We start from the raw sequence: 19711 nt of genomic DNA, 5'->3' as shown, positions 1-19711 counted from the left end.
AAAGAAAAATAAGAAGCCGGCCCCGATCTCCGAGGGCCGGCTTCCTGTCTGCGGCAAATTGCCCTGCCCGTTCCCGTCCGGCTTATTGAGCCGGCAGTTCCAGCTCCTCGCCGATCTCGATGTGGTTCGGATGCTTCAGCGTGTTTGCCTTGGCAATCCTGCTCCAGAGAGCGCCGTCGCCATATTTCTCCGCTGCGATCTTCCAGAGCGAGTCGCCCTTTTCAACGACATATTTGCTGGCGGCTGCAGCGGCAGCGGCGGGCGTCGTCGTGGCCGGAGCCGTGGCGGCCGGTGCTGTGGCAGCAGGTGCAGTAGCGGCAGGTGCTGCGGGAGCGGGTGTAGCGGTCGGCGCAGGTGCGGCCGGTGCAGGTGCCGCAGGCTTTGGCGGAGCGACATAACCGGCAGGCGTTACTTCGCTGATGCGGCCATCCGTGTAGGGCTTATAAGGGCTGTTGGCGGTGATATAGGCCGCAACGGCTTCCTCGAGGTTGGGGCCGAAGTCATAGGCGTTGATGGCCTTGGTAGCAAAGACCTTGAAGCCGTCGCCGCCGGTACGAACGTAATTATTGGCCGCGACGATATACGTCTTGGCAGGATCGAGGGGCACGAAGGCGTCGCCTTCCTTGACCTCGACCGAAACGACACGGCCGCCGGCCGGCTTGGAGCGGTCGAAGGAATATTTCAGGCCGGAGACCTGCATGAAACGACCCGCGCCGTCGTCGATCTGGCTGACGCCGTTTTCGAGGGCGGCGCGAATGTCCTCGCCCTTCAGCTGGAAGGTCGCGACGGTGTTCTGGAACGGCAGAACCGTCAGCACTTCGCCCATGGAGACATCGCCGGCATCGATGGAGGAGCGCAGGCCGCCGCTATTGGCGAAAGCGATGGTCACGCCCTGATCCTTGACGCGGGCAAGCGTCGCATCGGCCACCAGATTGCCCATGGAGCATTCCTTCACGCGGCAAACCTTGCGGTCCCCCTCGATCGGGCCTTCCGAGGAGCCGACGACCTTCGATTTCAGAGCCTCGATCGGCGCCTTCAGCTCATCGATGCGCTTCAGCGTGGCTTCATCGGGCTTGAAGGAGGAGTCGATCAGGATGGGATCGCCCTTGCTTTCCTTGACCACGCCACTGTCGTCGAAGACCACTTTGAGGTCGCCCAGATATTTGCTGTACTGCCCGGCCTGAACGACCGGAACCTTGTAGCCGCCGGGATTGTCGACGAGGGTGGGATAGGGACCTTCGGCCTTCTGGTCGGTGTTGGAAAGCAACGTATGTGTGTGGCCGCCGACCACGACGTCGACGTCAGGGATTTTGGCGATGAATTCGAGATCGCGCGGATAGCCGACATGGGTCAGCGCGATGATCTTGTCGACACCGTCCTGCTTCAGCTTCTGCACCTGCTCGCTGATTTTCGCGACATCTTCGGCGATGGTGATATTGGGACCGGGCGTTGCCAGTTCAGCCGTGTCGTTGGCCACCGCGCCGACGATGCCGATTTTCTGTCCGCCGACTTCGAGCACGATGGACGGCTTGACGCGGTCGCCGATTTTCGAGGCGGCGGTTGCCACCACATTGGCGGTCACGACGGGGAACTGCACCTTGTCGAGGAAGCCGGCAAGTCCGTCTTCGCTGTCGTCGAACTCATGATTGCCGACGGTCATGGCGTCGAACTTCATGGCGTTCAGCACTTCCGCTTCCACCGTGCCCTTGTAGGTGGTGTAGAACAGCGATCCCTGGAAATTGTCGCCGGCATTGAGCAGGAGGACATTCTTGCCTTGGGCCTTCAGGGCATCACGGGTCTGATTGATTGCGGTCAGAAGACGGGCGGCGCCGCCGAAGCATTCGTTTTTGCCTTCTTCTTCCGCCGAGCAGGTCGAGTCGAACTTGTTGATCGATTCGATACGGGAGTGAAAATCGTTGATGTGAAGAATGTTGAGCTCGTAATCGGCCAGAGCCGCTCCAGCCGAAAGCGTTATCGCCGAAACGCTCAGCATGCCCAGTCCCAAAATTTTCTTCATGGTCCCTCTCTCCTGTTCAAAGCGGAAGCCCGGGCCGGTCGATCATCCTCCGGCCGTGCTCATTTTCTAATCTGAAATCATGTCAGTCTTTCAAAGCGCGATGTTTCCATTTAGCGGCAGTCGCCGCAAGCGAAATTATGACAGGCGCACAATAAACAAAAACGCACGCCTGAGGCGTGCGTTCCAGAAGATCATCTCTTTGAAAAGGTGACGTTATCAGCCTTGGCGCGTCAGCGAGAACTGGCTGTTCGTGTCTGTCGTGCAGTTCAATTGTGACGGGGAGACGAGGGCGCAGTTGACGCGCGACTGCGTGTTGCGCACCAGTGAGGTCATGTTGATTTCGTAAAGCGTCGGCGAAATCGTTACATAGGTGCCGGAGGCCAGAAGCGTGTTTGTGTCGGTCGAACGGGTGGAGAAGGCTCCGTTTTGGAACGTCGATACGATGCCGTTGCGGTCGATCCAGCGACCGTCGACGGCCGGGCCGCGGGCAAGCGAAGGCGCCATCGAGGTCTGCTGGGAGGGACCCGGCGCGACGCATGAAGACACCGCGATGGCGGCTGAAAGCAAAGCAGCGCTTGTCTTGAAGTTCATGAGCCTGTTCTCCTGCGATTCGATGAAACCTTCTGTGCTTCGACCATGCCGCGAAGCGTTGCTTATTTCAAGGCAACGTTGTTCGCTCTCCCCGGTTCCTGATGTCGTGCAGGAAAGCCCCGGCGTGACAAATATGAGACTCCGTCCCGTCAGCGCACGAGAATGTTGCGAAACTGCCAGGGATCGGACGTATCGATATTGTCGGGAAACAGGCCGGGGCGGCCATCGGTCGGCTTCCAGTCGGTATAATGTCCCTCGACGGGTCCGAGATAGGGGCGCTGCACCTCGAGGCAACGGCGGTAATCCATTTCATCCGCCTCGACGATGCCGGCCTGCGGGTTCTCAATCGCCCAGACCATGCCCGCGAGCACAGCGGAACTGACCTGCAATCCGGTCGCATTCTGGTTGGGGGCGAGGGAGCGTGCTTCCTGCAGGCTCAACCGCGAGCCATACCAATAGGCATTCCTGTCATGACCATAAAGAAGAACGCCGAGTTCATCGGCGCCGTCGACAAGCTCGTCTTCGCCGAGCACATGCTGGATCGGCTGAGGGGTGCCGCCATTGCCGAAAAGCTCATGCAGGGAAAGAATGGCGTCATTGCAGGGATGGTAGGCATAATGGCAGGTCGGCCGATAGGTCACGTCGCCATCTTCGTTGCGGACGGTGAAATAGTCGGAAATCGAAATCGCTTCGTTATGCGTGACGAGAAATCCGTATTGCGGCCCAAGGCCCGGGCACCATGTGCGCACCCGCGTATTGGCGCCGGGCTGATCGAGATAGATCGCCGCCTTGCTTCCCTTTTTCTGCTTTTTCGCGTTTTTCGGCATCCAGTTTTCATGCGTTCCCCAGCCGAGTTCGGCCGGCTGAAAACCTTCCGCGATAAAACCTTCGACGGACCATGTGTTCCAGAAAGCGCCGAAGGGCTTGGGTTCTTTCGCCCGCTGGGTGTCGCGTTCGGCCACGTGAACGCCCTTGACGCCAAGCCGCTTCATCAGCTTTGCCCAGCCATCGCGGTCATGCGGCTGCGGCTCCTCGATGTCGAGGCCGGTATCTTTGGCGAGATTGACGAGTGCCTGTTTCACGAACCAGGACACCATGCCCGGATTGGCGCCGCAGGTGGAAACCGCCGTCGTGCCGCCCGGCTTGCGCGCCCTCTCCTTCAACATGGTCTCGCGTAGCGAATAATTGGTTCTGGCCGCATTGTCGGCATCGGCGTCGAAATAAAACCCGGGCCAAGGTTCGACGACCGTGTCGATGTAAAGCATGCCATGCTTGCGACAGATCCGCATCAGATCGACGGAGGCGGCATCGACCGAGAGATTGACGCAGAAGCCCTGGCCCTGAACGCCCTTGAGGAGCGGCTTGAGAATCTCGCGGTAGTTTTCCTTGGTCAGATGCGTCTGGATATGGCGGATGTTCCTCTCGGCCAGAAAGGCGGCGATGTCTTCGCGTGGGTCGATGACGACGAGCCGGGTCCTGTCGAAATTGAAATGACGTTCGATCAACGGAAGAGTACCGCGCCCGATGGAGCCGAAGCCGATCATGATGATGGGGCCGTCAATATCGCCGTAAATCGGGTGGTTTGCATCCGTCATTCGTCAATTTTCCTTTTTCAGCCAATAAGTAAGCTAGATCACAAAAGCGTGCCACAATAAAGGGCAGGTGGATGACGGACATATGACGATGGCGACGGCAAGGCGGTCGCGCGCACCCTTTCCACCGCATTCTGCCTCTTCGCATTTTAGAGAGTGCGTTTATAATTAAGTTCTTCTTTTCCTCTCTATGTCCAAAGGCTTGGGGGCTTTGGCCGGATGACGACGGGGGAATTTTCGCCATCACGGGGGAGTTGCCTGTTGAATAATCTTATCGAGCGTGTCGCAGCGCTTCAGAGTGCCACCCCCGTTCTTATTGCGCTTTACGATTCCGAGGACCGGTTGCGCCATGCCAATCCGTCGTTTCGGGAAAGCTTTCAGCTCGCCGCCGGCGATTTCCCGACCTGGGCGGATATCATGCGGCTGAACCACCGGCTGCGCACCGGTGTCGTCGTGCGCAATAATGATTTCGAGGGATGGCTGCTGTCAGCGCAGTCCCGGCGCGGCAAGCTGCCTTACCGCGCCTTTGAGATGGATATGCATGACGGCCGCTGGTTCTGGATGACGGAAACGGTGCAGCAGGATGGCTGGATGCTGTGTGTTGCAAGCGACGTCACCGAATTGCGCCAGGGTTACAGAACGCTGCGGCAGGATCGGGATCTGGCAGTCCGCGCCTCGCAGACGGATGAATTGACGGGAACGGCAAACCGCCGTTTCGTTTTCGCCAAGCTGGCTTTGCAGGTGGAGCGGGTTGCCAAGGGGCTGGAAACGCCTTTTTGCCTCTGCACGCTCGATATCGATTTCTTCAAGCAGATCAACGATCGTTTCGGTCATAAATGCGGGGATGCGGTGCTTCGCGATTTCGTCGGCATCGCCCATTCCGTCATCCGGCGGGTGGATTGTTTCGGCAGGATCGGCGGTGAGGAATTCATGCTCATCCTGCCGCGCAGCACGGTCGCCGAGGGCCGGGAGATCGTCGAACGGCTGCTGCAGAAGGTGCGCCTTTCGAGGCCCCTCTCCGAATTTCCGGATTTTTCCTACAGCTGCTCGGCCGGGCTGACGGTCTATCGCACGCCCGAAAGCGCCGACGATGTTTTCATGCGGGCGGATCAGGCTCTTTATGCGGCCAAGGAAAAAGGCCGCGACCGGCTTCTGGCGGTGACTGTTTAGACGAGTTCCGCCGCAATCAACCCATGCAGCGAATTGCCGACGAAGAGCTTTCGGCCGGCAACGTCTTCCGGTTTCAGAGCCTGTCCGCGCGCCCTGCGTTCGCGGATCAGATCGGCGCGCAGCACACCCGGCAGAATGCCGCTGTCGAGCGGCGGCGTCAGTAATTGCCCATCCGGCATTTCGACGAAAATGCTGGTCGACGATCCCTCGCACAACTCGCCGCGCTCGTTGAGCAGCAGCACCTCGTCGGCCTCCCCGGCTGAAAATTCGGCCCGGGCGGCATCATAGGGCTCGCGGCGTGAGGACTTGTGGCGATAGAAGGTGTCGGAGGAATCGAGCGTGGTCTGCCGGGCGATGCGAACCCGCCAGACGGCATCCTGCCGCAAGAGCTGGAAGTCGGCGGTTTCGATATCGAGTTCGCCCTTGTAGTTCATCACCAGCCTGACGCAGAGCGGCTTTTCGCCGCCCACCTTCTTTTCCAGCACCTGAACCGCATTGACCGGCGCGCGAAAACCGAGCGCGTCGGCGGAGCGCAGCAATCGGCGCATATGCTGGTCGATGCGCTGAAAGCCGGTCTGCGGCTCCCAGCGCAGGGTTTCCCTCAAGGTCAGATCGGCGGGTTTGCGTTTCATTGCCTGTGCTCGTCGCCTGAATTGTTGCCGGTGTCTTCCGCCGGCAATATCAACCGGCAAAGCTTGTCCGAAATAGGATAGCCCTGCCGGCGGAAGAGATTAAGCCTGTTTGTTATCCAGCGCTTCGAGCTCGTCGATCAGCCCCTCGATCATCGAAAGCCCCTTGTCCCAGAAGGAGGGATCGGTCGCATCGAGGCCGAAGGGTTTCAGAAGCTCCGAATGGTGCTTGGTGCCGCCCGCCTTCAGGAGCTCGAAATATTTCTCCTGAAAACCCGTCTCGGCCTTCTGGTAAACCGCATAGAGCGAGTTCACCAGGCAGTCGCCGAAGGCATAGGCATAAACATAAAAGGGCGAGTGAATGAAATGGGGGATGTAGGTCCACCATGTCTCGTAGCCTTCGGAAATCCGGATTGCCGGGCCCAGGCTCTCGGCCTGAACGGACAGCCACAATTCGCCGATCTGCTCGGAGGTCAGTTCTCCCTGTTTGCGGGCCGTGTGCAGTTTGCGCTCGAATTCATAAAAAGCGATCTGGCGCACGACCGTGTTGATCATGTCCTCGACCTTGCGGGCGAGCATGGCCTTGCGTTCCCGGATGTCCCTGGTGTCGTCGAGCAGCTTGCGGAAGGTCAGCATTTCCCCGAAGACGGAGGCGGTCTCGGCAAGCGTCAGCGGCGTCGCGCACATCAAGGCGCCCTGTTCGCCGGCCAGAACCTGATGAACGCCGTGGCCGAGTTCGTGGGCAAGCGTCATCACGTCACGCGGTTTGCCGAGATAGTTGACCAGCACATAAGGATGGGCTGAGGGCACGGTCGGATGCGCAAAGGCGCCCGGCGCCTTGCCGGGGCGGGCCGGCGCGTCGATCCATTCTTCATCGAAGAAACGGCGGGCAATATCGGCCATCTCGGGGGCGAAATTGCCATAGGCGGAAAGCACGGTGTCCTTTGCCTCATCCCAGGGAATGATCGTGTTCGATGTATCGGGAAGCGGCGCGTTGCGGTCCCAATAATTCATCTGCTCCATGCCGAGCCATTTCGCCTTCATGGCGTAATAACGATGCGAGAGGCGCGGATAGGCCTTCTTGACCGCCGCCGCCAAGGCATCGACCACCTCGCGCTCGACGCGGTTGGCGAGATGGCGGCTATCGGCAATATCCTCGAATTTGCGCCAGCGGTCGGAAATATCCTTGTCCTTGGCAAGCGTGTTGGTGATGAGCGTGAAGACGCGCAGATTGTCCTTGAAGGTGGCGCTCAGCGCCTGAGCCGCTTTCTTGCGGGTTTCCGGCTCCGGCTCCTGCAGCATGTTGAGCGTCACTTCCAGCGGCAGGCTCGCGCCGTCAATGTCGAAACGCAGATCGGCCATCGTCTCGTCGAACAGACGGTTGAAGGCCGCCGCGCTGGTCATCGATTTTTCGAGGAAAAGCTGTTCCAGCTGGTCGTCGAGCTGGTGCGGCTTGTCCTTGCGCAAATCCACCAGCCATGGGCGGTAGTGACCCGCTGCGGCGTCATTCGCCATGCAGGCGTCCATCGTGGCGTCGTCGATGCGGTTGAGCTCAAGGGTGAAGAACAGGAGATGGGAGGAAATATCCGTCAGCTTCGCCTGGGCATCGCCGTAAAGTTTGCCGTTTGCCGGGTTCGACGTATCGGAAAAATAGGTGAGCCCGGCAAAGGAGCCGATGCGGCCGATGAGATCGTCCAGCGCTTCATATTCCCTGAGCGCGGCACCGATGCCGTTTTCGCCCGTCGCCTTCGCGGCAGCTTCAAGCTTGCCCTTCCATTTCTTCTCGAAAGCCGCCGCCATCGACGCCGCCTTGTCGAGATCGCCCTTGTATTCCGGCGAATCGCCCGACGGATAGAGGTCCGAGAGCTTCCAGCCGGGCAGGTCGCCAAGCGCCGGACCGGCGGTTTCGGCAAGGGAGAAGACGGGTTGCGGGGTAGGGCAGTTGAGGGTCATCGAACGTGTCCTTCTGATTATGCGTGCGAAGCATATGGGGACCTTGTTTCCCGCGACAATGGATAAAATGCAAGCAATTCTCAAAACTGGATGTTCAAGTCTCCCATGCCAGAGTGCGGAATAAGGGACCGCATGAAGCAGGTCCATAAACCGGAAACCGGAGCTAAAAATGACCGCGCATGTTCTCGTGATAGACGATGATCCCGTCCAGCGCCGCCTGCTCAAAAATGCGGTGGAACGTTATGGGCATCTCGCCTTGCTCGCCGAAAACGGCAAGGCGGGGCTGGAATTGCTCAAGCAGTATAGCGGCGAGATCAATGTCATCGTCCTCGACCTCATGATGCCTGAAATGGACGGGCTTACCTTTCTCAAAGCTATCGGCGAACTCGGCACCGATGTTCCCGTCATTGTCCAGACGGGGCAGGGCGGCATCGATACCGTCGTGCAGGCCATGCGCGCCGGCGCTTTCGATTTTGTCGTCAAGCCGGTTTCGCCGGAAAGGATCGGCGCTGCCATCTCCAATGCGCTCAAGCTCGACAGGAGAGAGGCAAAGGCCCGCACGGGCCGGCGCGGACGGAGCAATGCAGTGAATTTTACCGATATCGTTTCCGCAAGCCCCGCAATGCTGAGGGTCATTGAACTCGCGCAGCGCGCCGCCCAGTCCAGCATTCCCGTGGTGCTGGAAGGCGAATCCGGTGTGGGCAAGGAAATGGTCGCCCGCGCCATCCAGTCGGCCGGCGACAGGGCGAGCAAGCCGTTCATCACCGTCAATTGCGGCGCCATTCCCCATAATCTCGTGGAAAGCATCCTCTTCGGCCACGAAAAGGGAGCCTTCACGGGCGCGACGGAAAAACATGTCGGCAAATTCATGGAGGCGGATGGCGGCACGCTGTTCCTCGACGAAATCGGCGATCTGCCGCTGGACGTGCAGGTGAAGCTGCTCCGCGCGGTCCAGCAGGGTGAAATCGAAACCGTCGGCTCCGCGCGGGTGCAGAAGGTGAATGTGCGGCTGATCTCCGCCACCAACAAGAACCTTATCGAAGAGGTGAAGGAAGGTCGCTTCCGCGAAGACCTTTATTATCGCCTCAACGTCTTCCCGATCACCATTCCGGCGCTGCGCCGCCGCAAGGAAGATATTCCCCATCTGGCGCGGGTTTTCGCCGAGCGCTTTTCGGCGGAACAGAAATTGCCCAATCCCGTCGGCCTCAACGCCAGCGCGCTGGCGCTGCTGACGGCCTATGACTGGCCGGGCAATATCCGCCAGCTTGAAAACGCCGTCTTCCGCGCCGTGGTGCTCTCGCAGGGCGAGGAACTGTCGGATTCCGATTTTCCGCAGATCGCGCTTCAGCTGCCGGAATTTTCGACCGGCGACGATGCGGACGATGTCATCCGCACACCATCGGGAGCGTCGCTGAAGCTTGCGGCCTATTCACCGGCTCCGCCACCGGCCGCTGAAAACCACGCCGTCATCGAGGAGCCGTCGGATATTTCCACCACCATCTACCGGGGCGGAAACCTGATCTCCAGTATGGATGAATCGGGCAATATCCGCAAACTGGCCGAGATCGAGGAGGAGCTCATCCGTTTCGCCCTGCGCTTCTATCGCGGGCAGATGAGCCAGGTCGCCAGAAAGCTCGGCATCGGCCGTTCGACTCTTTACCGAAAGCTGAAGGATTATGGCATCGATCCCGACGATCCCCTTCGAGATGCAGCCTGACCGCACAAACCCCGCATTCGAAGGCAGATCGTAAATTCGTTAACTTCTGAGCAAGGATATCCGCTTACCGTCTATAAACCTCTTGTTAGTGGCTGATTCACTATGTAGAGGAAGGTTGTATGTGTGTGGCAATTTTGCCATCGTGTCACCGTATTTGACGTTCATTTGAGGCAATGTGACAGAAATTGTCTTCCAGGCGGGGATCGAATTGCCATATCTGCATCGGAATAACGCGCTTTCGACAAAGATCGCGCGCGGCTTGATCAAGGATATATGCACGAAGCTGTCGGCGCGCGCTGTCACCTTTGCCTGCCTGATGCTCGCCGCAATGCCTTTCGTAGGTGTTTCGGCGACGGAAGCCGCCGCCGAGACGCGCAGCCTCAAACTGTATTATATCCATACACGCGAGAAGGCGGTCATCACCTTCAAGCGCAATGGAAAATATGACCAGAAAGGTCTGCAGGAGCTGAACCGCTTCCTGCGTGACTGGCGTCGCAACCAGCCGACACGCATGGACCCGCGCCTTTTCGATCTCGTCTGGGAAGTTTATCGCCGCAGCGGCGCGACCGACTATATCAACGTCGTTTCGGCCTTCCGCTCGCCGGAGACCAACGGTTTGCTGCGGACACGCACCAAGGGTGTCGCGGAAAAAAGCCAGCACATGCTCGGCAAGGCCATGGATTTTTATATCCCCGGTGTGAAGCTCGCTCGCCTTCGTGAAATCGGTATGCAGATGCAGATCGGTGGCGTCGGTTTCTATCCGACGTCGGGCTCTCCCTTCGTGCACATGGATGTCGGCGGCGTTCGCGCCTGGCCGCGCATGAGCCGCCAGGAACTCGTCCGCATCTTCCCGAACGGCAATACGCTGCATCTTCCTTCCGACGGCAAGCCGCTTCCCGGTTACGAGCAGGCGCTTGCCGATTACAAGAAGCGCGTCAGCTCCTCCTCCATTCAGGTTGCTTCCAGCGCCGGTGCCGGCCCTGCCTCATCTGGCGGCGGCAAGCGCAAGACCCTGTTGCAGGCCCTCTTTGGCGGTGGCGGCGACGAGGATGAAGATCCCGATAGCATCGCAGCGCCGGAGCCCGCAGAACGCCCGGCTGTCGCCCGTCCGGCGGCTCCGCAGCAGGCGGCTCCCGAGCCTGAACCCACAATTGCAGTTGCTTCGGCACAGGCGCTTCCCGGCGTGAACGATGCGCCGCTGCCGACGGCCCGACCTGCCTTCGGCAACCAGCCGCCAGCCAATACCGGCCTTGCGACCGCGCTTTATTCGCCGGCCCGCAATGCCGCACAGGATGCCCTGCAGGCAGCGACCACGCCGACTCCGGCTTCCGCGCCGGCCGAGCGCCAGCAATTTGCCGATCTGGCTGAAGTATCCGTGCCGGTGCCTACACTTCTTGGGCCCCGTGGCATGAAAGGTGATGCGGAAGGATCGATCCTGACGGCTTCCGCAGATGGTGCGACACCGGCTGCGACCGGCGAACTCGCTTCTGTTCCGGTTCCCGCAAATCGTCCGGCCGTGGCGGAAGCCCTGCTGGCGGCGGCCAATGCCGACCCCGAAGGTGAGGACGATCTCGCCGAGGCGCAGGAGGATACGCTTTCGCCGACGGTGGTTGCGGCTCTTGAACAGAGCGGTCAGGCCGCCCGGTCGCAGGTCCAGTCGGCTGCCATGCCGACAGCCGCGCCATTCCCGGCCGCCGTCAACCACAAGGTTACCGTCGCACCCGCTGAAACGGCCAAGGCTGAACCGCAGGCTGGCTTCGGTGATGCTTTCGACCTGAAGCCCGCCATCAATGGCGGCCTCAGCGCCGGCATGCCGACCAAGGGTTCGCGCCCGAGCAGGCAGGATGCCGCCGTTTCCCAGCAGGCCATGGTGGGCGGTGGACGCCTGACGCAGGATCTGATTTCGGATTGGGCGCTCAACCAGAACAAGGGTACGACTGGGCGCTCGGTGAAGGCGCCGCGTGTTGTCGCCAACCGCATGCTCAGCAGCGACATGTCGGCTTCCGCCACCTCGGCGAGCTTCAAGCCCGGTGCCGTTGCCATCGAATCCAGCCGCTTCAGCACGCCGGTGAAGATGCACTGAGCCTGCTTTCATAAGTAAGACGGCCGAGAGGCCAACAAAAAACCCGCCGTTACCGGCGGGTTTTTTTTATGCGGGATATTGAAGCTTTAGACGCCGCTTTGGCCGTCTGAGCCGATATAGGCGATGCGGACCATGTTGGTTGCGCCGGGAGTGCCGAGCGGCACGCCTGCGGAGATGATGATACGATCGCCCGGCTTGCCGAAACCTTCGGAAACCACGATGCGACAAGCGCGGTTCACCATGTCGTCGAGGTCGCTGGCATCGCCGGTGACGACGCAGTGCAGGCCCCAGACGACAGACAGGCGGCGGGCGGTCTGGATGATCGGCGACAGTGCGATGATCGGAACCTGCGGCCGTTCGCGCGCGGCGCGCAAGCCGGTCGTGCCCGAGGACGTATAGGTGACGATCGCCGCAAGCTTCAGCGTTTCGGCGATCTGGCGGGCGGCAAGCGAAATGGCGTCGGCACCGGTCGGTTCCGGCTGGGCGCGCTGCGCATAGATGATATTGGAATAATAGGGGTCCTGCTCCACCGTGCTGGCAATGGAGGCCATGGTGGAAACCGCTTCGACCGGATAGTCGCCGGAGGCGGATTCAGCAGAAAGCATGATGGCGTCCGCGCCTTCGAAGACGGCGGTGGCGACGTCGGAGACTTCGGCGCGGGTCGGTACAGGCGCTGTGATCATCGATTCCAGCATCTGCGTGGCGACCACGACCGGCTTGCCGGCGCGGCGGCAGGCGCGGGTCAGCTGCTTCTGGATGCCCGGAACGGCTTCCAGCGGCATTTCGACGCCGAGATCGCCACGGGCGACCATCAGTGCGTCGGAAAGCTCGATGATTTCCTCGATGCGCTCGACAGCCTGCGGCTTTTCGATCTTGGACATCAGGCCGACGCGGCCGCGTGCGATCTTGCGCACTTCCGCAAGGTCTTCCGGACGCTGGACGAAGGAAAGCGCCACCCAGTCGACTTCGCCGGTGGCGAGAACGGCGTCGAGATCGACGCGGTCCTTGTCGGTCAGAACGCCGACGCCGAGCAACGTATCCGGCAGGCTGATGCCCTTGCGGTCAGAAATGCGGGTGCCGGAAATGACGGTGGTGACGATGCTTTTGCCGTCGCTCTTTTCAGCGCGCAGATGCAGCTTGCCGTCGTCGATCAGCAGGCGATGGCCGGGCTTGACCGCCTCGAGAATTTCCGGATGGGGAAGGAAAACGCGGGTGTTGTCACCGGGCGTGTCGTTATTGTCCAGCGTGAAGGTCTGGCCCGGAACGAGTTCGACCTTGCCTTCGGCGAATTTTCCGACGCGCAGCTTGGGACCCTGCAGGTCGGCCAGAATGCCGATGGGGCGGCCGGTACGGCTCTCGACAGAACGGATACGCTGAATGAGCGTCCGCATCACGTCGTGGCTCGCATGGCTCATGTTGATCCGGAAAAGATCTGCGCCAGCAAGATGCAGCTTCTCGATCATCGCCTCTTCGGAAGAGGCCGGGCCGAGAGTTGCAAGAATTTTGACTTTGCGGTTACGCTTCATCAGTTTTGATTTCCCTGTGTGCCTGGCGTATCGGAGAGCTGGACCATCCAGCTGCCCTGTCTGCCCGTGTCATATTCCTTGAAACCCATTCTCTGGAAGCTGCGGGCAAAACAATCGTCCACGCCGTTGATCTTGAACTCGTTTTCCGCCACGCACATGTTGACGTCACCGGTCCAGCGGCCGCCATGGGCGGCATCTTCGGCATAGAGATAATAATAACGTGACTGCAGCTCACCCTCGATCAGCGTCGCGCAGGTCGAGGAGGGGACCTGCCACCAGCCTTCGCTGACCCAGCCCTCCTGTGCCCGGTAGCCGATTGCGACCCCCACGAGGTTCTGCGTGCTGTTGCACACGCGAAAATCCGCATGCGCGGGCGCCGCGATCATGAACGGGGTCAGAAACAATGCCGCTGCGGAAAAAAGACGGGCGATATGCCGAAAGTGGCGAGGAAGAGCGAGAGATGACTGAGTCACGGCTTCCATCCGGATTCCATGGTTATAATGAACACACTTCTTGGCGTGGCCGCCCAAGAAAGTCAACGCGATTTTAATCGATTATATTGTTCGTGGGATCGTGAGTGCGATAAGGTAGATGGCTGTTCTTTCGCCGCAACTTGCGCCCGGCCTCAAGCCATGCCATCAAGCTTCTCTCCTCAATCCTGCCCCAGAAAATCATCGATGAACGACTTCATACCCTATGAAATCATAGAAGGCGATTATGACAAAGGCATGGTTCTTCTGGCGGACCATGCCATGAACCTCCTGCCGGCACACTACGGCAAACTTGGCCTTCCGCAAACCGCTTTTCATCGCCATATCGCATTTGATATCGGTATAGAGGGGCTGACGCGCTCACTTGCCGCGCGCCTTGGCGTGCCGGCGGTGCTCGGGCGGTTTTCTCGGCTGCTGATCGATCCGAATCGCGGCGAGGATGATCCCACTCTCATCATGAAGATTTCGGACGGGGCGATCATCCCCGGCAACCATCCGATTTCGGACGAGGAATGGCAAAGGCGGATCGAGATTTTTCACCGGCCCTATCACAATGCCGTGGACCGTGTGCTGACCGGCGTGGCCGAGGCCTCGGAAGAAGCGCCGCTGGTTCTGTCGCTGCATTCCTACACGCCATTCTGGAAGGAAACGCCGCGGCCGTGGCATGCGGCGGTTCTGTGGGATACGGATCATCGTGCGGTCGATCCGCTTCTGGCGCATCTGCGCGCCACGGGCGACATCCTCGTCGGCGACAACGAACCCTATGACGGGGCGCTCAAGGGAGATACCATGTATCGCCATTGCATGATGAAGGGCATACCGCATGCGCTTCTCGAGGTTCGGCAGGATCTGATCGCAAATGAAGAGGGGATCGCCGAATGGTCGGACCGACTCGCTCCCATTTTCGCCGCAATGAACGACGATCCCGTCCTGCATGAATATCAGCTGTTCGCCTCCCGCACCGGCCCCTATTGAGTCTGGAGTTTTGCCATGACGAATGAAAACGACAATCGGCAGGTCGAATTCGAGGCGGCGGCATTTCGCCGTCTCGTGCAGCACCTTCGCGAACGTCACGACGTGCAGAACATCGACCTGATGAATCTCGCCGGCTTTTGCCGCAACTGCCTTTCCAACTGGTACCGGGAAGCGGCCGAGGAGGCCGGTGTTCCGCTCAGCAAGGAAGAGTCCCGGGAAATCGTCTACGGGATGCCCTATGAGGACTGGAAGGAAAAATATCAGGCGGAGGCGAGTGATGCCCAGAAAGCCGCCTTCGAGTAGAACAGGCCCAGGGAATAACCCCGATCGACGGAAACGACTTGACGCGACGCCTTTCAGTGGGCAGTTCACAGGCCGGAATTCTGCTGCCCGCCGGCAGCGGCCGGCGAAGGCTTCGCCCGGATATAATGAACAAGGCTCGCATGCGGGCCGCCAATGAAGGATGATATGATGGACGATACGAGCACCACCGAAACCGTCGCCGCCGCGGAACTGCGCCAGTTCATCGAGCGCGTCGAGCGCCTCGAAGAAGAAAAGGCCGCCATTCAGGGCGATATCAAGGATGTCATGGGCGAGGCGAAGGGCCGTGGTTACGACACCAAGGCGATCCGCACCATCATTCGCCTGCGCAAGAAGGATGCCAATGAGCGCATCGAGGAGGAAACGATTCTCCAGACCTATATGGCCGCGCTCGGCATGGAATGATCGGCTGAAAACGCCTCAATGAAAAATCGCCGCTTTTGCGGCGATTTTTGTTTGAGCATCTCGCGAATTCAGCCGCGCGTGCCGGCCAGCTTTTCCGAAAGGTCGACGGCCTCCTTGCGGGCGTCCTTGTCGGCGGGGTAAAGCGCCAGATAACGTTCCCACGCCTTCAGCGCCAGCTCGTCGCGGCCCGAGGCTTCGAGGATGTTGGCAAGGCTTGCCAGCGCCGGGAAATAGCGCGGTTCCCTTTCCAGCGTCAGGTTGATATCCGCCATCGCCTTGCGGGTGTCGCCATCGGCAAAATGCACCATGGCGCGGCGATAGGGCGCCTGCACATAGTCCGGATCGAGCAGAATGACCTGATCGAGAAAATCATAAGCGGCGGCGTTGCGCTTTTCGTCGGCGGCTTCGCCCGCCCATTGCATCAGTAGATTGACCGTTGCGCTGCCGGAATCATTCCATTCGGAGGCGATCTGATTGGCGATGCTGCGCGCCTTGACCGCATTCCGTTCTTTTTTCAGCGATGCAAAAAGTGTGTCGATCGTCTTGGCGGGTGAGGGCGCGGAGTCCGCAACAGCTGGCGGTTGCCCGTCCGCCGCATGGGCAATGTCAGCCATTCCCGAAAGCGGGAGGCTTGAAAACAGGAAGCCCTGGACGAGGATGATAGCCGTGCAAAAACGATTTGGGCGCATGGGTTAAAGCTTAACCCGACTGCGCCCAATATCAAATGCAAACTTCTGCTCTGTCAACAAAGTGATCCGCGAGCTTGATCGCGAACCGCAGTCGCAGTCAATCAGCCCTGACGAGCCTTGAAGCGCGGGTTCTGCTTGTTGATGATGTAGACGCGGCCCTTGCGGCGAACCAGGCGGTTATCGCGATGACGGGCCTTAAGCGCTTTAAGCGAATTCTTGATCTTCATTTTACTGGTCCGCAGTTTTGCACGGTTTCTGCCGTGCTTATTCAAACAATCAAAAGCGCGCAACGGGGCGCGCTCTTTTCGGTTGGCAGGCAGATACCCGTTTGAGCCCTGCCTGTCAACACTTGCCCGTGTCTTTGCCTTAAAAGACTAGGCTTTTCCTGTGCGCAAAAGCTGGGTCACATGGCCCATCTTGCGGCCCGGCCGTGCTTCCGTCTTGCCGTAGAGATGCACGAGACAGTCTTTTTTCGACAGCCATGCCGGTACATCGTCGATGTCGTCGCCGATGAGGTTGGTCATGACGCAATCCGAATGGCGATCCGTGCTGCCGGGTGTAAGGCCCGATACGGCCCGGATATGCTGCTCGAATTGCGAGATTACGCAGGCCGCCTCCGTCCAGTGGCCGGTATTGTGAACGCGCGGCGCCATTTCATTGGCAACCAGCGAACCATCCGGCAGGACGAAGAATTCGATGCCGATGACGCCGACATATTCCAGCGCCGCCAGAAGCTTCTCTGCTGACTCCACGGCGACCGCTTTCGCGGCATTGGAGAGCGCTGCCGGAACGGTTGATGTGTGCAGAATGCCGTTCAGATGGACATTCTCGGCGGGATCGTAACAGGTGACGGTCCCATCCAGGAAACGGGCGGCAATGATCGAAATTTCCCGCTCGAAGGAGATGAAGCTTTCGAGAATCAGCGGCACGCCGCCGAGCGCCGCAAAGGCGCCTGTGAGGTCTTCCCCGCCCCGAAAAAGACGCTGGCCCTTGCCGTCATAACCCATGCGGCGGGTTTTCAGCACGCCCTTGCCGCCGAAGGCGGCCAATGCGGCCTCCAGCTCTTCCTGGCTGTCCACGGCGCGGAAATCGGCGGTCGGGATGCCGCAGCCGTTGAGGAAGCGTTTTTCCGTCAACCGGTCCTGCGAGGCGCTGAGCGCTTTTGGAGGCGGATAGACGGGAACGGAGAGGCTGAGCTTTTCGGCGGCCGCGACAGGCACGTTCTCGAATTCGTAGGTCACGACATCGCAACGGCTTGCGAGTTCCGCAAGCGCGTTTTCGTCGTCATATTCCGCCACGATCTGCTCGTTGCAGGCCTGCGCGGCCGGACAATCGGCCTGCGGTTCCAGTACGATGGTACGGTGGTTGAGACGGGCTGCGGCCATCGCCAGCATACGCCCGAGCTGCCCGCCACCGATGATGCCGATGGTCAGGTTGGTCGTCTTTGCCATCACTTTTGTCGTCACTGGGCGCTGTCCATGGGGTATTCCGCGACAGCCGCAGACTGGCGCGCCCGCCAGGCATCCAGCCGGTCGGCGAGGTCCTCGTCGCTCAGCGCCAGAACCGCGGCGGCGAGAAGGGCGGCGTTAATCGCGCCGGCCTTGCCGATCGCGAGCGTTCCGACCGGAATACCGGCGGGCATCTGCACGATGGAATAGAGGCTGTCCTGACCGGACATGGTCTTGGACTGAACCGGAACGCCGAAGACCGGAAGCGGCGTCATGGCGGCCGTCATGCCCGGCAGATGGGCGGCGCCGCCCGCACCCGCGATGATGACCTTGAAGCCTTCGTCCTTCGCGCCATTGGCGAAGTCATAAAGCCGGTCCGGGGTGCGGTGGGCGGAAATGATGCGGGCTTCATATTCGATGTCGAGCGCATCCAGCGTATCGGCGGCGTTCTTCATGGTCTCCCAGTCAGACTGGCTGCCCATGATGATGGCGACGGGGGGCGTTTCTGCTGTCACGTAATGTCTCCGGGCTCAGGCGATGATATCGGGAATGACCTGGTCTTCGAGCTGGGTCATCTTGTCCTTGACGGCCAGCTTCTTCTTTTTCATGCGCTGTATTCTCAGCGCATCGCAGCTGGTCTGGATCATCGCGTTGATCGCCGCGTCATAATCCTCATGCTCCTGGCGCAGCCGCGCCAGCGTGAGCCTGATGTCCGCCTGGTCCTGATCGGGCATCTCGTCATCCCCATTTTATGCCAGCCGGAGAGTGTCCGGCGCGTATGTCATCCGTTCTGGAGGCTCTATCATCAAATCGCGGTAACGGGAAGTTATCCCTTGCGACCAAATTGCCCACTTATTGCCTTCATTTCGCCTTCGACAAGCCGGTCGATCCGTGTCACATTGTCGTCGCAAACCTGAAACTCCAGCGATGGAGAGCTGGAGGTAGGTTCAAAAAGGAAGGACGTGCCGCATGACCATTCAGGCTCATATTGCATCGCTCGAAAAGAAACACGGTGCTCTGGAGGAGGAGCTCGAAAGTATTCTTGCTTCCCCGTCGTCTGACGATAGAGAGATCGCGGACCTTAAACGTCGAAAACTGCGCCTGAAGGATGAACTGCAGAGGCTCAAGGCCTCGACAAGACATTGATTTATGCCAGACCGTCGGCCTTCGATGAATGAAGGGTCGACGGTCTGAGCCTTTCGAGCTCTGGCGGCGAAAACCTGCTGCCAGAGCTTTTTTATTGTCGGATTTAGAACGGCAGTCCGTCCCACAGCAGTTTAAGCGCCGCAATCAGCGCCATGGCATACATGAGTGGGTAAAACACGGCCGGTTTCAGATATTTCACCACCCTGGCGCCGGCAAGCGTCGCCAGCATCGCCACCGGCAGCAAGCTTGCCGATGTTTTGAGGTTGGTGGCGTCCAGCGCGCCGAGCGCGAAATAGGGAATGAGCTTGATCGCATTCATGATGGCGAAGAAGCGCACGCTCATGCCGGTATAGGTCTTCGGATCGAGCTTCAGCGGCAGAACATAGATCTGGAAGGGCGGACCGCCCGCATGAGCCACGAAACTCGCATAACCCGACAGGCTGGACCAGAGGGTTGCAGCAGCCGGTCTTTGCGGCTTGGCCGGAATTTCCTGGCCTTTGCGGCTTTTGAAGCTCTCATAGAAATAACGCAGCACGAACAGGATCGTGACAGAGGCGACGACAAGGCGCATGGCGTCCGCGGAAATGAGGCTCGAGGTCGCCCAGCCGAGCGCGATACCGGCGATTGCGCCCGGCAGCATGATGAGGAGCGTTTCCCGGTGGTTGTAGTGCCGCCAGGCAAAAAGCGCCACGATATCCATGACGATCAGGATTGGCAGGAAGATGGCCGCCGCCTGCACGGGCGATACGGCAAGCGCCATCAGCGGCACGCCCATCAGGGCGAGAGCGCCGCCCAGCCCGCCCTTGGAAAGGCCGACGAGCACGACTGCGGGGATGGCGACGAGATAAAAATGAAAATCGGTGAGCATGGATGGACGGTTGATCCTTTCGCCGGTCCGGTTTATCGGATTTGTCATGTGAAAACGAGTGCAGATTGCGCGGTAAGCGTCTTCTGTCTG

20 protein-coding genes are annotated in these 19711 nt (G+C 59.9%); 7 read left to right on the top strand and 13 right to left on the bottom strand.

The annotated features are described in order from the left end of the window. Window positions 1-82 precede the first annotated feature (82 nt). The 3 genes from CFBP4996_RS18765 to CFBP4996_RS18755 form a co-directional block, all read right to left on the bottom strand. The gene (locus CFBP4996_RS18765; RefSeq protein ID WP_080854239.1) at window positions 83-2017 is read right to left on the bottom strand and encodes a 5'-nucleotidase C-terminal domain-containing protein; all 1935 of its coding nucleotides are present in this window, start codon (window positions 2015-2017) and stop codon (window positions 83-85) included. A gap of 216 nt (window positions 2018-2233) precedes the next feature. Next, entirely contained in the window at window positions 2234-2608 is a 375-nt protein-coding gene (gene omp10 / locus CFBP4996_RS18760; RefSeq protein WP_003497694.1) for an outer membrane lipoprotein Omp10, read from the bottom strand. Window positions 2609-2757: 149 nt separating this feature from the next. After that, a complete protein-coding gene (locus CFBP4996_RS18755) occupies window positions 2758-4203 on the bottom strand; it encodes a homospermidine synthase (RefSeq protein ID WP_080854240.1) in 1446 nt (481 codons plus the stop codon). 258 nt (window positions 4204-4461) lie between these two features. On the opposite strand from CFBP4996_RS18755, the gene CFBP4996_RS18750 reads away from it, so the two are divergent. Continuing rightward, complete coding sequence (locus CFBP4996_RS18750; RefSeq protein ID WP_080854241.1) at window positions 4462-5370, top strand: sensor domain-containing diguanylate cyclase; 909 nt, start codon at window positions 4462-4464, stop codon at window positions 5368-5370. Here the strand turns inward: CFBP4996_RS18750 and CFBP4996_RS18745 are convergent. Beyond that, window positions 5367-6002, bottom strand: coding sequence for an aminotransferase class IV family protein (locus CFBP4996_RS18745; RefSeq protein ID WP_080854242.1), 636 nt, complete (start codon window positions 6000-6002; stop codon window positions 5367-5369). The genes CFBP4996_RS18750 and CFBP4996_RS18745 overlap by 4 nt on opposite strands. A 99-nt stretch (window positions 6003-6101) precedes the next feature. Continuing rightward, window positions 6102-7952, bottom strand: coding sequence for a M3 family oligoendopeptidase (locus tag CFBP4996_RS18740; protein ID WP_080854243.1), 1851 nt, complete (start codon window positions 7950-7952; stop codon window positions 6102-6104). A gap of 169 nt (window positions 7953-8121) precedes the next feature. On the opposite strand from CFBP4996_RS18740, the gene CFBP4996_RS18735 reads away from it, so the two are divergent. Both CFBP4996_RS18735 and CFBP4996_RS18730 read left to right on the top strand, forming a co-directional pair. Beyond that, window positions 8122-9669, top strand: a complete 1548-nt coding sequence (locus CFBP4996_RS18735; protein ID WP_003520377.1) for a sigma-54-dependent transcriptional regulator — start codon at window positions 8122-8124, stop codon at window positions 9667-9669. Window positions 9670-9844: 175 nt separating this feature from the next. Continuing rightward, the gene (locus tag CFBP4996_RS18730) at window positions 9845-11752 is read left to right on the top strand and encodes a peptidoglycan L,D-endopeptidase MepK (RefSeq protein WP_035261053.1); all 1908 of its coding nucleotides are present in this window, start codon (window positions 9845-9847) and stop codon (window positions 11750-11752) included. A gap of 86 nt (window positions 11753-11838) precedes the next feature. On the opposite strand, the gene pyk is transcribed toward CFBP4996_RS18730, so the two are convergent. Beyond that, window positions 11839-13278 carry a pyruvate kinase gene (pyk, locus tag CFBP4996_RS18725; protein ID WP_003520375.1) on the bottom strand — a complete coding sequence of 480 codons (1440 nt, stop codon included), beginning with the start codon at window positions 13276-13278 and terminating at the stop codon, window positions 11839-11841. After that, window positions 13278-13664, bottom strand: coding sequence for a DUF1036 domain-containing protein (locus CFBP4996_RS18720; RefSeq protein ID WP_020012242.1), 387 nt, complete (start codon window positions 13662-13664; stop codon window positions 13278-13280). Before CFBP4996_RS18720 ends, pyk begins: the two co-directional genes overlap by 1 nt. Window positions 13665-13955: 291 nt before the next feature. On the opposite strand from CFBP4996_RS18720, the gene CFBP4996_RS18715 reads away from it, so the two are divergent. From CFBP4996_RS18715 to CFBP4996_RS18705, 3 genes are all read left to right on the top strand, one after another. Then, window positions 13956-14744 (top strand): N-formylglutamate amidohydrolase, encoded by a 789-nt coding sequence (locus CFBP4996_RS18715; protein ID WP_020012241.1) that lies wholly within the window; start codon window positions 13956-13958, stop codon window positions 14742-14744. A gap of 15 nt (window positions 14745-14759) precedes the next feature. Further along, on the top strand, window positions 14760-15047 hold the full coding sequence (locus CFBP4996_RS18710) for a DUF1244 domain-containing protein (RefSeq protein ID WP_080854244.1): 288 nt from the start codon (window positions 14760-14762) through the stop codon (window positions 15045-15047). 165 nt (window positions 15048-15212) lie between these two features. Beyond that, window positions 15213-15470: a DUF2312 domain-containing protein gene (locus tag CFBP4996_RS18705; RefSeq protein ID WP_020812069.1), complete on the top strand. Its 258-nt coding sequence runs from the start codon at window positions 15213-15215 to the stop codon at window positions 15468-15470. Between the two features lie 68 nt (window positions 15471-15538). Here CFBP4996_RS18705 and CFBP4996_RS18700 read toward each other — a convergent pair whose 3' ends face one another. From CFBP4996_RS18700 to CFBP4996_RS18680, 5 genes are all read right to left on the bottom strand, one after another. After that, window positions 15539-16159, bottom strand: coding sequence for a tetratricopeptide repeat protein (locus CFBP4996_RS18700; protein ID WP_080854245.1), 621 nt, complete (start codon window positions 16157-16159; stop codon window positions 15539-15541). Window positions 16160-16260: 101 nt separating this feature from the next. Continuing rightward, window positions 16261-16386: a type B 50S ribosomal protein L36 gene (ykgO, locus tag CFBP4996_RS18695; RefSeq protein ID WP_003497670.1), complete on the bottom strand. Its 126-nt coding sequence runs from the start codon at window positions 16384-16386 to the stop codon at window positions 16261-16263. Window positions 16387-16533: 147 nt separating this feature from the next. Beyond that, window positions 16534-17610, bottom strand: coding sequence for a 5-(carboxyamino)imidazole ribonucleotide synthase (locus CFBP4996_RS18690; RefSeq protein ID WP_080854246.1), 1077 nt, complete (start codon window positions 17608-17610; stop codon window positions 16534-16536). Window positions 17611-17621: 11 nt separating this feature from the next. After that, the gene (gene purE, locus CFBP4996_RS18685) at window positions 17622-18089 is read right to left on the bottom strand and encodes a 5-(carboxyamino)imidazole ribonucleotide mutase (RefSeq protein ID WP_035236741.1); all 468 of its coding nucleotides are present in this window, start codon (window positions 18087-18089) and stop codon (window positions 17622-17624) included. 48 nt (window positions 18090-18137) lie between these two features. Continuing rightward, window positions 18138-18341 (bottom strand): YdcH family protein, encoded by a 204-nt coding sequence (locus tag CFBP4996_RS18680; RefSeq protein ID WP_003497661.1) that lies wholly within the window; start codon window positions 18339-18341, stop codon window positions 18138-18140. A gap of 235 nt (window positions 18342-18576) precedes the next feature. On the opposite strand from CFBP4996_RS18680, the gene CFBP4996_RS18675 reads away from it, so the two are divergent. Continuing rightward, the gene (locus tag CFBP4996_RS18675) at window positions 18577-18753 is read left to right on the top strand and encodes a YdcH family protein (protein ID WP_003506164.1); all 177 of its coding nucleotides are present in this window, start codon (window positions 18577-18579) and stop codon (window positions 18751-18753) included. Between the two features lie 103 nt (window positions 18754-18856). On the opposite strand, the gene CFBP4996_RS18670 is transcribed toward CFBP4996_RS18675, so the two are convergent. After that, window positions 18857-19621 carry a sulfite exporter TauE/SafE family protein gene (locus tag CFBP4996_RS18670; protein ID WP_003520365.1) on the bottom strand — a complete coding sequence of 255 codons (765 nt, stop codon included), beginning with the start codon at window positions 19619-19621 and terminating at the stop codon, window positions 18857-18859. Window positions 19622-19711 lie beyond the last annotated feature (90 nt).

The sequence above is a fragment of the Agrobacterium leguminum genome (assembly GCF_005144435.2).
GTDB lineage: Bacteria > Pseudomonadota > Alphaproteobacteria > Rhizobiales > Rhizobiaceae > Agrobacterium > Agrobacterium leguminum.
This window is presented reverse-complemented; position numbering and strand designations above follow the sequence as displayed.